The organism is Bacillus sonorensis NBRC 101234 = KCTC 13918 (genome assembly GCF_001592005.1).
Classification (GTDB): Bacteria; Bacillota; Bacilli; order Bacillales; family Bacillaceae; genus Bacillus; species Bacillus sonorensis.
Window position 1 is genome coordinate 137,914 of record NZ_BCVZ01000002.1, and the last position, 12,376, is coordinate 150,289.

The following is a 12,376-nucleotide window of genomic DNA, read 5'->3' on the forward strand; positions in this document are numbered from 1 at the left end:
CATTACATCTCCTTTGCATATTGATGTTCCAATAATAAAACGGTTTGAAGCAGCACCTCGGCCCCCCTTCTGCAATCTTCTGATGAAGAATGTTCCTCAGGACAGTGGCTTTTCCCATCAGCGCTCGGGATAAACAGCATAAGGGACGGGAATAATGAAGCGATAAATTGCGCATCATGCCCAGCACCGCTGAACATCGGCCGGAAGGAATAGCCAAGACGGCTGACCGCCTCTTTTGCAAGAGCCATCATCTTTTTTGAAAAAAAGGTGGTCTCCGTTTTCCACAGCATCTTCACATCCATCTCCGCCTCCGCCTCACGGACGTGAACATCAGCGAGCCGGATGATACGGAGGACGGCTTCTTCCCGTACTTCTTTTTTGGCATGGCGTACATCCACTGTAAAAACCGCTTCACCCGGTATGACGTTGTAGATGTTTGGGCTGATGTCAAAACGCCCAACCGTCGCAGTTAATCCGTCATCAATCGAAGACGCCAGATCCGGAATCCGGGTGATGATAGATGATGCCGCAACAAGGGCGTCATGTCTCATGTCCATCGGTGTTGTCCCGGCATGATTGGGTGCTGCGCTGATTGTGATTTCAATGCACGTGAGCCCGACGATTCCCTCGACGATCCCGATCTGGTCCCTTGACCGTTCTAGAATAGGCCCTTGTTCAACATGCAGTTCGATATAGCATGAAGCATTCTGAACCCTGTTCTTTCGGTCTCCTTTAAAATCAAGATTCTCTAAAGCTTGCGAGAAAGAAATTCCCGCTTTATCCGCTTTTTCATATGCTTCTTCTCTCGAGTATCGTCCGGCGAGAACGCCTGATGCAAGCATGGACGGTTCAAATCTCGCCCCCTCTTCATTCGTAAAATTGACCAGCTCGATCGGGCGCGTCAGCCTTTTTCCGCTCTCCGCCAATGCCCTGACTGCTTCGAGTCCGGCTAATAATCCGTAGACCCCGTCATAAGCACCTCCGTTTTCAACAGTGTCTAAATGGGAGCCGATCAGAACGGGGGGTTCATCATTCACTCCTTCATACCGGGCATACATATTTCCAAGGTCGTCGAGTCTGACGTCCATTCCGAGTTCTTCGGACCATCTTTTAAACAAAAGCCGGGCTCTCCCGTCTTCCTCAGTTAAAGCCAGCCTTGATATGCCGCCATTTTCGTTTCTTCCAATCATGGACATCTCTCTCAGGCTTTCGTCCAACCTGGACGAGTTTACATCGATCGTTTCCATACGTCTCCCCCTTTTCCCGCATCTTGAAGATTGGCCGTTTCTAGAGAAGATTCATGATCAGCCGGCTTTGCTGCGGGCAGAGCATATACAGCCAGCACCATCGTCATCCCGCCGGCGGCAAGTCCATACATAATCGGTTCTCCAGAGTCGGCGCCTTTCCAGACAAGTCCCCCGATAACAGCGGCGGCGCTGATGAGAATCGACCAGAAGGCCGCAGCGGCGGTCGCTTTTCTCCAGAAGAAACCAAGGATGATCGGGAAAAACATCGCACCTGACAAAATTGCATAAGCGATATCTAAAGCCGTCAGAACATCTTGAATCCAAAGGGCGCAAATGATGCTGAAAAGACCGATAATCAAGGTCACGGCGCGCGAGTAAAAAAGAAACTTCTTTTCAGTCATATCGGGAACAAGCTTCGGCTTGATGATGTCGTTAACAAGCAGTGTAGAAGATGCCAAAAGCGAACCCGAAGCCGTCGACATCAGCGCTGATATGACGCTTGCCAGCACAATTCCCAGCAGACCGGAAGGAAGGGTATGAAGCGCCATATAAGCAAAAGCATTCTGCGGCTGATCAAGAGCGGGAAAGACCGCATACGCACACATCCCGATCAGGCTGACGCCAATGGCGTAAAACATACTGTAGATTCCGGCGCCGATTCCGCCTGCTTTGACGATTTTCAGCGATTTCGCCGTAAAAGTGCGCTGCCAAAGCTCTTGACCGACGATCATGCCGAGGGTAAACAATAAAAAATATTGAAAAATTGTTCCGCCTCCGATTGTACCTATATTAAAATAAGAATCAGGAAGCCGCTCTGTGATGCCCTCCCAGCCGCCTGCCTGAATAAGGCTTGCGGGGAGCATAATAAAGAAAATGCCTGCCGTCATAATGACAAATTGAACGACATCCGTCATGGTAATCGCCCACATTCCGCCGAGAAGCGTATAGAAAAGGACGATCCCTCCGCTTAACAAAATGGAAGGAAAAAGACCCCAGCCGAGAAAAACATTTAGAATCGTTCCCATGCCGATGATTTGCGTGACAACCATTAAAGACGTATACGTACAGGCGACAATCGCGCTGATCAGCCTTGTCTCTCCTTTATAGCGCCTGCTGAGCATCTCGCTGATCGTCAAAACATCCAGACCGTAAATCTTTTTCGCTAGAAAAAGACTGAGACAAATGATCCCCGCCCCCAGCATGATGACCATCCATGCACCTGATATGCCGTGCAGATAGCCCAGCTTAGCTGTGCCGATTGTAGAAGCGCCGCCCAGCACAACAGCCGCCATACATGACAAGTACATGAAAAAACCGAGATTTCGTTCAGCAACAGCGTAAGATTCAGAGGTTTTCACCTTTTTTGAGCCCATCCACCCAACAAACAAAATGACAGAGAAATAAAGAATCATAATGAATAGATCAATGTGTTTCATGCGCCCTCCTTTTATTTTCTGACTTATCTGTAAATTTAACATAGGAAGGTGCTGCAGAAAAATCGACATTCATTATGATTCCATCACAACTTTTTATGTCACGTTTTTTCACGATTTGCTTGCTTTTACGAAGGAACCATTTTAAACATATCAAAAATGACACATATTCGGGAGGCTCCAGATGGAATTAAGACATTTAAAAACGTTTCAAGTGGCTGCCGATCTTCTCCATTTCACAAAAGCAGCGGAGCGCTTAAATTTTACTCAGCCTGCTGTCAGCGCCCAGATTCACTCACTCGAACGCGAATTAAAGCAGCGGCTGTTTTTCCGAATCGGAAAACAGACATATCTCACCCCTGCCGGGAAGCTGCTGAAACATTATACAGACCGTCTGTTTCTGACAATTGAACAAATGGAATCATCATTATCAAGGCTGGCAAAGCCGAACGGGCAGTTAATGATCGCCGCATCCGAGATTTATTGCGCCAATTATTTAGTTCCCATCGTTTCTGAATATCTGAAACAGCATCCTGAAGTAGACATTCACATTCTTTCCCGTGCAAACAATGAAGTCATAACTGGAATTGAAAACAATCATTATGATGTCGGGATCATTGCCGGCGAACTTACCAATAAAAATATCACTAACATCCTGATTGAAGAAGAAGAACTGGTTCTTGTCGCCGCTAAAAGGCTGTTTCATCATTCACCCGAAAAATTGATGAAGCACCTTCCTTTTTTTAAATACCGGACAGACGGCTACTACCAAACCATGATGGAGGAGTTTTTGTCGCGGTCAGGTTATTCTCCTGAAAAAACCGTTGAAGTCGAAAGTGAAAAGGCGATTAAAGCAGCGGTTTTGAAAGGAATGGGAGTTGCCTTATTAAGCAGCAATCTCGTAAAGGAAGAAATTAAAAAAGGTATTCTCCAGGCGATAAAAGGAGCGCATAAAACCATTCAAGTCAAAACCTCGCTGATTACACCCGCACATAAAAAAGAAACCGCCACTGTTCAAACATTTATCAGGACGATCGAATTGCTGTGGAATCGTATATAAGACAAGCCCGGGAATAACCCGGGCTGTCATTCGTTCCACTGTTTGATAAAGTTCTGCGTATAATATTTCTCATCCACCCCGACTCCCAGATGGGTATAGTCGGCGTTTAAGAGAGCTTTTCTGTGTCCTTCGCTGTTAAGCCAGCCCTCAACAGCAGCCGGGCCGTCGACATAATTGAGAGCGATATTTTCTCCCGCCTGTTCAAAATTCACGTTCCCTTTTTCCAGACGGTCCTTCAGCGTACCCTCCGTTTTCGAAACGTGGGAGAAATAACGGTGATCCTTCATATCGCTGCTGTGGCCATAGGCAACCTTGGCCACGGCTTCATCCCACTCAAGCTGAGAAAGGCCGTGTCGTGAGCGGATCACATTTGTCAAATCAAAAATCTGTTTTTCATTCGCCTTCTCAATTTTCTGCCAATCCGATTCAGTCAGCGCTTTCGGTTCAATCAAGGAGCCCCTGTAAACGACCTCATACGGCCTCTGCTTAATCAATGTTGCTGCATCAAACGCCCTGATGCTTGACAGCTTCCCTTCGAATTTATCCATATAAAGCTGAACATAGACATTTTCCAGTTTCACAGTGGGCCTGGTGTTCATATCTTCCTCTGAAAATTCAAAACGGTACGAACTGCCGTCATACTTGACATTGACATGCGGAGCAATCTGTGTTTTTTTAAACACGTCTCTTGCAGGCTGACCGATTGTAAACGGAGCCGTATTGACCTTGTCGCCTGTCACAAAAAGAGTAACAGCCTTATCGTTGAGAATGCCGATTTGAACATATTGTTTTGCTCCCTTATTGTACACCCACCATTCATAATCATAAGCAGACGGGTCGATTCTATCAGGTTTGCCCAGCTTTTTCTCAACAGTTTCAGCTGATTCCCCGATAAATGACAGCAAACCGGATGAAGGAATGTTTAACGTGTTTTCCTTTTTGGCATCATTGTTGGATACCTGCGGCTTGTCTTCTTTTACAATCTTCTCGGGGGTCGAACCGTATTGGATAAAAAGAGCGTATGAAGCCGCAACGATGAGAAGGATCAAGAAAGCTCTAAAAATATTCTTCAAATTTCCACCTCCTGCCAACGGATCAATCTATTACATAAACGGACTCATCACCTTCCGCCAAAAAACTCGTCTTTAGTGTCATTTAAACAGAACTTACGCGAATTTTCAATTACAATACAGCCTATTATCATGAGGAGACAAATATGTTTTTAATGAAGAAAATCCCCACGTCGTTCTTCATTTTCCGAAATAAATGTCAAAGCGTCCCCGGCTTGGCGATTTGATTTTTCGTAAGTCGAGACATCCCCGAGCGTAATCATTCCCGTTAATGTTTTCCCGTTTGTGACCGGAATCCGCCTGATCTGGTATTCTCCCATCAGTTCAATGGCTTTTTCAAGTGAATCATCTTCATTCAATGTGATAAGCTCTGTCGTCATGACGTTTGTCACTTTTTGCGAATTTGGTTTTTTGTCGGCTATTCCCCGCAAGACCAAGTCTCTGTCAGTTACGATGCCGACAAGTTCAAAACTGTCATCACGCACAACAGGAATCGCACCGACATTGCCTTCCTTCATTTTCACAGCTGCCTCATATACATTATCGAGAACTGTACAATATAACAAATCTTTTGTCATGATCTCCTTAACACTAGTCAAAAAAAGACCTCCTCTTCGTGACTGTCTTTCGTATTTGTTCCTATTGTCGTCAAGCCTTTCATGATTCATACTTTCATCAAAATATTTATATGAAGCAGGATTGAAAGTTTAACGCTTTCATACTATGATTGTCAGTAAAGGTAATTTTTTTAAAAGGGGGCTTTCAGGGATGAAATTTGAAGAATCCGGTATTGAAGGGCTGACCGCTGACCTGAATCGGCTGGACGATATCATGGAAAATGAAGGGTTTGTCAGGGCCGGACAATGGGATTATGAACGGGTCACCTATGACCGCAGGTTTGACATGGTTGAGGGCAGATACTATCTCCGTGTTTTTGGCTATGCGGTTGAAGGCGATGTCGGTGCTAGACGAGCGGTCATCAAACTGATGACTCCGCTTTTAGGAAAATATTATTATCCCCACGGAGTGGAGTATGGGGAAGATGAGCATTTTCCAAAGCAATTGCTGCAAACAAGCGAATCTGTTTTAAAAAAACTCAAAGAAAAAGTTTCCGCACTCCAAGTGTAATCTACATAAAAAGGGGTACAGCCGCTTGCCGGCCGTACCCCTTTTTTCAGTTTAATGAACCGTTGACGGAGAATAAGGATCTTCCGCTTCATCTTTGGCTCTTTCCTTTTTAGCCCAGCTAAAAAAGACAATCGCCAAAAACGTGCCGTACACAATCTCCTGGATAATTTTCATCACGATGGCTCCAAGCTGCTGATCTTCAAGAACGGGCATGCTGCTGAACATCTCCGGTCCAGTAAGCGTCATCCCGCTCAGCGTATCCAGCGGAACGCACAGCTTCATCGCTTCCACCCATGCGGAAGGATCTGAATAAGTCAAATACAGGGGAGTGCCGCTGAACATAATCAAAGCACATGCAGGCGTCAGCAATATGCCGTCAGCCATAATATAGCCCATTTTCAAGAGACCGCCCATGTGCGGCAGTTCTTTGACCCGGTGAATAAGCGGCCACCACATGAAAAAAGCGGCGATAAAAATCAATACCGTGACAGCCGCATGATAAACGGCATTTGTTTTAATAAAATCAAACACAAGCGGAACATGGTACATTGAAAATAATCCATTGAATACGATGATTGCGATTAAAGGCTTGGAAAAAAACTGAAACAGCGGCTTGACAACCGGACGAAAAATCGCCTTTTTCCACAGCCATGCCGGCACTCCAAGAATGAGGAGCGGGGGCACGACCAAGTATAAGATCGCCATCTGTGCCATATGGGCGCTGAACATAATATGCCCGAGCAAATCAAGCGGACTTCCCTTTGAAGCATATAAAAGAACCATGCCTGTTACAAACAGGATGATTTCTTTCCTTGAAGCCCGTTCGTGTTCCGATCCAAAACGTTTGATCAGCACAAAATAAAGACCGATCAGCAAAAGGACGGCCCCTAGGTAGTAGGGGCTCCAAAGGGCGCGAAAACCGAATATTTCAAGGCTGCCCATCCCGAGCATCCTCCTTTCTCTCAGTCAGTTACCACCAGATCATTGTCATAAAACCCAAAACGGTTACAAATGCCACCAAAACCCCTGAGTAGAGGAACAAGGACGGCGCTTCATGCCCGCGCTGGCTCATGTGCATAAAATAATACAGCTGAAACGCCACCTGAATCACCGCAAGCAGAAGGATAAACGGAACCGTAAACCATACACCGGCATCAGATGCAACTGTTAAAAAAGCAACAACAGTCAAACCGATCATTAAACCGAATGAAATCACCTGATATCTCATGTCCTCCGCATTTTTCTTCCTGCGGTACACGAGGTCTGTTTTAGGGTTGCCTCTGTTTTCATTATTGACCATGTTACCCCACCATCCCCATTAAATATACAACGGTAAAGATAAACACCCAGACAACATCGATAAAGTGCCAATAAAGACTTGCCACGTAAAATTTCGGAGCGTTGTACAGGTTTAATCCGCGTCTTGCGTTTCTGATCATCAGCGCGAGAATCCAAAACAGCCCGAAAGTGACGTGTGCTCCGTGTGTGCCGACAAGCGTATAAAAAGCAGAGCCGAGAGCGGAGCTCGTAATGGTGAATTCATATTCGTGGATGTAATGTGTGAACTCATAAATCTCAAGCGCAAGAAAGCCCGCGCCCAGCAAAACGGTAATCCCGAGCCATATCTGCATTTTTTTAAAGGTGAAATTTTTCATGTGATACATCGCGTATACGCTTGTCAAACTGCTCGTCAACAGAAGCATTGTCGCAAGAAAGACAAGGCCGATGTCAAACATTTCGCTCGTTTTCGGCCCTCCTGCGGTTGAATTCCTCAGCGCGATAAAGGTTGCGAAGAGAGACGCAAACAATACCGTCTCCCCTCCGAGAAATAGCCAAAATCCGATAAATTTGTTTTTTCCTTCTAAGGTTGCTTTTTCAGGAGAAGCCGGGAAGGTTTCAGCTGTTAATTTCTCTTCTGTATGCATTACGCCTTCACCCCTTTGTCATCGTCATCCATCAGATCTTCCTTATGAATATGGTATCCGTGATCATCAATCACCGACCGGAGAAGCATCGAGAAGAAAGTGATGCCAAGTCCGGTCAGGATGACAGGTAATCCCCACGCAAATTCTGTCCGGTACATAAAGCCAAACGCCGATACAAAAAGCCCCAGAGAGATGATGAAAGGAAGAATCGATCCGTTCGGCATATGGACATCCTGCAGAGGCTCCGCAGCCGTCAATGATCGTTTTCCCGCTCTTTTCTCAATCCATAAAGCATCAAGTCCCCTGACTAAAGGCAGCTGCTTAAAATTGTATTCCGGAGGCGGAGATGAAACAGCCCACTCCAGCGTTCTTCCGTCAAGCCACGGATCGCTGCCGGCTTTTTTTCCTTTGATTGCCGTTACGATGATATTGATCACGAGGATAATGACGGCCACCGACATCATAAACGCTCCAATCGAACTGACCATGTTCGCCGTGTCAAATCCCTGATTCGGCAGATATGTGAACACACGTCTCGGCATTCCCCACAACCCGAGCCAGTGCTGAATGAAAAACGTCAGGTGGAAGCCGATAAAAAAGAGTACAAACGTAATCTTTCCTAAAGCTTCATTGAGCATTCTGCCGAACATTTTCGGCCACCAGTAATGCGCTCCAGCCAAGATCGCGAACACAACGCCGCCAATAATGACGTAATGGAAATGGGCAACGACAAAGTACGTGTCATGGAACTGGTAGTCTGCAGGCGCAGCAGCAAGCATGACCCCTGTTACCCCGCCGAGCACGAAAGACGGAATAAATGATACCGCGTAAAGCATCGGCGTTGTAAATTTAATGCTGCCGCCCCAGATCGTCAGCAGCCAGTTGAATACTTTAATTCCCGTCGGGACCGCAATGGCCATCGTCGCTACAGCAAAAATCGCATTTGCAACAGGGCCGAGGCCCGTTGTAAACATGTGGTGAACCCATACCATGAATCCCAAAAACCCGATCAATACCGTGGCAAAGACCATTGAAGAATAGCCAAAAAGCCTTTTTCTTGAAAAAACCGGAATGATTTCAGAAAAAATTCCGAATGCCGGCAAAATGAGAATATACACTTCCGGGTGACCGAAAATCCAGAACAGATGCTCCCAGATTATCGTGTTTCCGCCCAATTCGGGATTGAAAAAGCTTGTGCCGAACAGACGGTCAAGCATTAAGAGCGCGATTCCGACCGTTAAAGGAGGAAAAGCGAACAATATGAGAGCCGAAGAGACGAACGTCGTCCACGTAAAAAGCGGAAGTCTCATATAGGTCATGCCAGGCGCCCTCATGTTGATGATCGTCGCAAGGAAGTTAATCCCCGCAATCAGCGTACCGATACCTGAGATTTGCAGTCCGAGCACAAAGAAATCGATCCCGTGCCCTTCAGAATTTAGAGACAGTGAAGCATAAGACGTCCAGCCGGCATCAGGCGCCCCTCCCAAAAACCAGCTTAGGTTCAGAAAAATACCGCCGAATAAGAACAGCCAAAATCCAAGAGAATTTAAAAACGGAAACGCGACATCCCTCGCCCCGATTTGAAGCGGCACAACGGCATTCATCAAGGCAAACAGGAGCGGCATAGCCGCCAGAAAGATCATCGTAGTGCCGTGCATCGTCATCACTTCATTGTAGACTCCGGCGCTGACGAAGTCATTTTCCGGAATCATCAGCTGAATTCTGATCATCACCGCTTCGATTCCGCCGAGCACAAAGAAGAATCCCCCGGCTACTAAATAAAGCACGGCTATTTTTTTATGATCGACAGTTGTTAAATAGTCCCATAACACAGCCCCAAAACCTTGCTTTTTTCTAAGCGTACTCACAATGTAACCTCCCTCATTGTCCCTTTGAAGCGTTAATCTTGCGTTTTTAACCCCTTTAAGTATTCGGTCAGTGCATCAATTTCCCCATCGTTTAAAGCCGGGTATGTCCCCGTCATTTTATTTCCCGGTTTGATGCTTTCGGGATCCTTGAGCCAGGCCCGCAGATTTTCATCATTAAAATCTTTAACGCCGGCTACTTTCGTCCTTTCTCCAAAATTGGCGAGATTCGGCGCTGTTCTGGCCGCTTCCGCCCTCTTGTCCTTCGCATCTGTCGCGTGGCAGCTCAGGCAGTTTTTCTCTTTGAACAGCTTTTCACCTTCAACAGCGAGGTCTGTTTTCGGCTTCGCATTATCTTTTTCCATGCTCTTCATCCACTTTTTGAATTCATCCTTCGAAACGGCTTTCACTTTAAAATCCATTAAGGCGTGCGAAGGTCCGCAAAGTTCGGCGCATTTCCCGTAAAAATAATTACCCGCTTTTTTGGCCCGCTTTGAATCGAACGTCAGGTAGAATTTATTTTCATTATCTGTGTTCGTATCAACTTTTCCGCCCGCGGAAGGCACCCAGAAGGAATGTTTTACATCCGAAGCTTTCAGTTTAAAGTAAACGCGTTCATCTGTCGGAACGACCAGCTCCTGGCTCGTGATGACGCCGTAATCAGGATATTCGAATTCCCACCAGTAAAGGTTTGCCCTGACATTGACAACAAGCGTTTTTTCAGGGTCTCTGTTTTTCTTATCCATCGGCTTCGTATCGGCCAGACTGAACGTATGCGCGACAACAGGGACAACCAGCACAAGCAAAAGAATAATCGGAATAACAGTCCATAAAATTTCTAAATTGCGGTTTCCTTCAATCTGTTTCGGCATGTGGTCTTCGCCGAGCTTAGACCTTCTGTATTTGACAATGACAAATACGAAAATGAAGCTTACGACTATAACGACGACAACCATGATCAGCGTACTCAGTATCATGAGGAAATATTGCTGATCAGCCACTTCACCGGCAGGTTTCAGCGTCGATATAAACGGTTCTCCACACCCTGTTAAAACGAGCGCCAAAATAGTGAAAAGCGAAATCAGACGCCATTTCTTTAACATTTCATCCCAACCCCTTTTCAATCAATCCTTTTGAGACTTTCACTACTCAAGCTTTTATAGAACATCCATTCACCCATCAGACTACTCACACACAATAAAGCACTTACATTTCCTCTTTTCTTAAATAATGATGTTTTTTACTCAAAATACCATCTATGTATGAACGTAAAGCCGCCCATATAAGATGATCGAAAATCGAATCAGGCGGCTTTTACTTGATTGTTGTCTGCTTCCGTGTTTAGGTGACAGCCTTCAATGTGATGAGTATAGAGTTTCTATCCAATTTTAAAAAGTGTAAGAACGACCATTGCTACAAAGAATATGGTCAAATAATTTAATGAATATACAAACATAAGCGTCGCCCATTTCATGATATCTTTGCTTCTGAAGCCCAAAAGGCCGCAGATGAGCCAACCGATATTCAATACGGTTCCGAGGACGACAATCGGCATGCCCAACCCGCCGAGGAAAAACGGCAGAGGCATTAAGCAGGCGGTCCAAATGATAATTTGTCTTTTCGTCACTTCAAATCCATGGACAACCGGCAGCATCGGTATGTTCGCGGCTCTGTATTCCTCCGTTTTCTTAATGGCCAGCGCCAGAAAGTGGGGAATCTGCCAAATAAACATAATTAAGAACAGCACCCATGCGACAACTCCGATTGACCCTTCGACGGCAGTCCAGCCGATCAAAGGAGGAACAGCTCCCGAAATGCTGCCGATGATCGTATTGATCGTATAACGGCGCTTTGACCACATCGTATACAGAAAAACATACGTAAAGACGCCGATCATTCCGACGACAGCAGCCGTAATCGTGGTCATGAGGAGCATGATAAAACCGAGCGCAATCAGCAAAATTCCAAACCACAAAGCTTGGGAAGGCTGGATTTTGCCGGTCACAGTCGGCCTTGTTTTCGTCCGCTGCATCAGCTGGTCAATGTCCCGGTCATAGTAGTTGTTGATAACGCACGAACCTGCAATGATCAGCGACGATCCTGCTAAAGTGAACAGCACGATATCCAGATTTCCGAGAAAGCTCAAATTCGATAAATAAAAAGCGAGCCACATACCCGTAAAAGTTGTTATCAGGTTTGAGTAAACAATCCCGACCTTGATAAGGGCGAGGAAATCCTTCCATGCCGTTGTTTCTTCTATTTGTCCATTCATTGCTGTACCAGCTGCAATTCTTGGTTCAGCCATATAATGTTAACCCCCCTTACTCAAACCTTCATCACGTCAAGAGAAGCGGTATATTCAATAAAAACCTACAACTCTATCATACAAGATTACCGGTTGGAAAAAAACATCCTATTGGATATTAATCGACAAACCGGTTTATATTTGTGAACTTTTTATGACTTTCAATACAGATGAAGGAAAAATTGTGAACAACAGCCGAGAAACCTTCGGCATTCTAATATAGTTCTATCAAACGGGGCCGGAATAATCAAGTCTCCAATTCCAAGAAAAATGTGAACGCATTGTATTGCATTTTTGTGAACAATAATTGTTAAGAATTGCAGGAGAACATCAATTCGCTTAA

At 45.6% G+C, this 12,376-nt stretch carries 12 protein-coding genes; 2 read left to right on the plus strand and 10 right to left on the minus strand.

Going from position 1 to position 12,376, the window contains the following annotated elements:
* Positions 1-2 precede the first annotated feature (2 nt).
* Together BTR1S_RS03375 and BTR1S_RS03380 are read right to left on the minus strand one after the other, a co-directional pair.
* On the minus strand, positions 3-1,247 hold the full coding sequence (locus BTR1S_RS03375) for a Zn-dependent hydrolase (protein WP_029418544.1): 1,245 nt from the start codon (positions 1,245-1,247) through the stop codon (positions 3-5).
* A complete protein-coding gene (locus tag BTR1S_RS03380; protein ID WP_029418545.1) occupies positions 1,229-2,683 on the minus strand; it encodes a sodium:solute symporter family protein in 1,455 nt (484 codons plus the stop codon). Before BTR1S_RS03380 ends, BTR1S_RS03375 begins: the two co-directional genes overlap by 19 nt.
* A 181-nt stretch (positions 2,684-2,864) precedes the next feature.
* Between BTR1S_RS03380 and BTR1S_RS03385 the strand changes: the two genes are divergently transcribed.
* Positions 2,865-3,740, plus strand: a complete 876-nt coding sequence (locus tag BTR1S_RS03385; protein WP_006638300.1) for a LysR family transcriptional regulator — start codon at positions 2,865-2,867, stop codon at positions 3,738-3,740.
* 26 nt (positions 3,741-3,766) lie between these two features.
* On the opposite strand, the gene BTR1S_RS03390 is transcribed toward BTR1S_RS03385, so the two are convergent.
* Together BTR1S_RS03390 and BTR1S_RS03395 are read right to left on the minus strand one after the other, a co-directional pair.
* Entirely contained in the window at positions 3,767-4,813 is a 1,047-nt protein-coding gene (locus BTR1S_RS03390) for a CAP domain-containing protein (protein ID WP_029418546.1), read from the minus strand.
* Between the two features lie 149 nt (positions 4,814-4,962).
* A complete protein-coding gene (locus tag BTR1S_RS03395) occupies positions 4,963-5,409 on the minus strand; it encodes a CBS domain-containing protein (protein WP_006638302.1) in 447 nt (148 codons plus the stop codon).
* A 169-nt stretch (positions 5,410-5,578) separates the two neighbouring features.
* Between BTR1S_RS03395 and BTR1S_RS03400 the strand changes: the two genes are divergently transcribed.
* Positions 5,579-5,938, plus strand: coding sequence for a YugN family protein (locus BTR1S_RS03400; protein WP_006638303.1), 360 nt, complete (start codon positions 5,579-5,581; stop codon positions 5,936-5,938).
* Positions 5,939-5,989: 51 nt separating this feature from the next.
* On the opposite strand, the gene ctaG is transcribed toward BTR1S_RS03400, so the two are convergent.
* The 6 genes from ctaG to cyoE form a co-directional block, all read right to left on the minus strand.
* Positions 5,990-6,880 carry a cytochrome c oxidase assembly factor CtaG gene (gene ctaG / locus BTR1S_RS03405; RefSeq protein WP_006638304.1) on the minus strand — a complete coding sequence of 297 codons (891 nt, stop codon included), beginning with the start codon at positions 6,878-6,880 and terminating at the stop codon, positions 5,990-5,992.
* A 28-nt stretch (positions 6,881-6,908) separates the two neighbouring features.
* A complete protein-coding gene (gene ctaF / locus BTR1S_RS03410) occupies positions 6,909-7,238 on the minus strand; it encodes a cytochrome c oxidase subunit IVB (RefSeq protein WP_006638305.1) in 330 nt (109 codons plus the stop codon).
* Position 7,239: 1 nt separating this feature from the next.
* The gene (gene ctaE / locus BTR1S_RS03415; RefSeq protein ID WP_006638306.1) at positions 7,240-7,863 is read right to left on the minus strand and encodes a cytochrome c oxidase subunit III; all 624 of its coding nucleotides are present in this window, start codon (positions 7,861-7,863) and stop codon (positions 7,240-7,242) included.
* Positions 7,863-9,731 carry a cytochrome c oxidase subunit I gene (gene ctaD / locus BTR1S_RS03420; protein WP_006638307.1) on the minus strand — a complete coding sequence of 623 codons (1,869 nt, stop codon included), beginning with the start codon at positions 9,729-9,731 and terminating at the stop codon, positions 7,863-7,865. The genes ctaE and ctaD overlap by 1 nt, the downstream gene beginning before the upstream one ends.
* Before the next feature lie 32 nt (positions 9,732-9,763).
* Positions 9,764-10,831 (minus strand): cytochrome c oxidase subunit II, encoded by a 1,068-nt coding sequence (gene coxB / locus BTR1S_RS03425; RefSeq protein ID WP_006638308.1) that lies wholly within the window; start codon positions 10,829-10,831, stop codon positions 9,764-9,766.
* Positions 10,832-11,106: 275 nt separating this feature from the next.
* Entirely contained in the window at positions 11,107-12,033 is a 927-nt protein-coding gene (gene cyoE / locus BTR1S_RS03430; RefSeq protein ID WP_006638309.1) for a heme o synthase, read from the minus strand.
* Positions 12,034-12,376 lie beyond the last annotated feature (343 nt).

What these genes read in the sequence shown, in the direction of transcription:
- BTR1S_RS03375 (WP_029418544.1), bottom strand. Translation starts at nt 1,247, where the DNA reads ATGGAAACGATCGATGTAAACTCGTCCAGGTTGGACGAAAGCCTGAGA.
- BTR1S_RS03380 (WP_029418545.1), bottom strand. Translation starts at nt 2,683, where the DNA reads ATGAAACACATTGATCTATTCATTATGATTCTTTATTTCTCTGTCATT.
- BTR1S_RS03385 (WP_006638300.1), top strand. Translation starts at nt 2,865, where the DNA reads ATGGAATTAAGACATTTAAAAACGTTTCAAGTGGCTGCCGATCTTCTC.
- BTR1S_RS03400 (WP_006638303.1), top strand. Translation starts at nt 5,579, where the DNA reads ATGAAATTTGAAGAATCCGGTATTGAAGGGCTGACCGCTGACCTGAAT.
- ctaG (WP_006638304.1), bottom strand. Translation starts at nt 6,880, where the DNA reads ATGGGCAGCCTTGAAATATTCGGTTTTCGCGCCCTTTGGAGCCCCTAC.
- ctaF (WP_006638305.1), bottom strand. Translation starts at nt 7,238, where the DNA reads ATGGTCAATAATGAAAACAGAGGCAACCCTAAAACAGACCTCGTGTAC.
- ctaE (WP_006638306.1), bottom strand. Translation starts at nt 7,863, where the DNA reads ATGCATACAGAAGAGAAATTAACAGCTGAAACCTTCCCGGCTTCTCCT.
- coxB (WP_006638308.1), bottom strand. Translation starts at nt 10,831, where the DNA reads ATGTTAAAGAAATGGCGTCTGATTTCGCTTTTCACTATTTTGGCGCTC.
- cyoE (WP_006638309.1), bottom strand. Translation starts at nt 12,033, where the DNA reads ATGGCTGAACCAAGAATTGCAGCTGGTACAGCAATGAATGGACAAATA.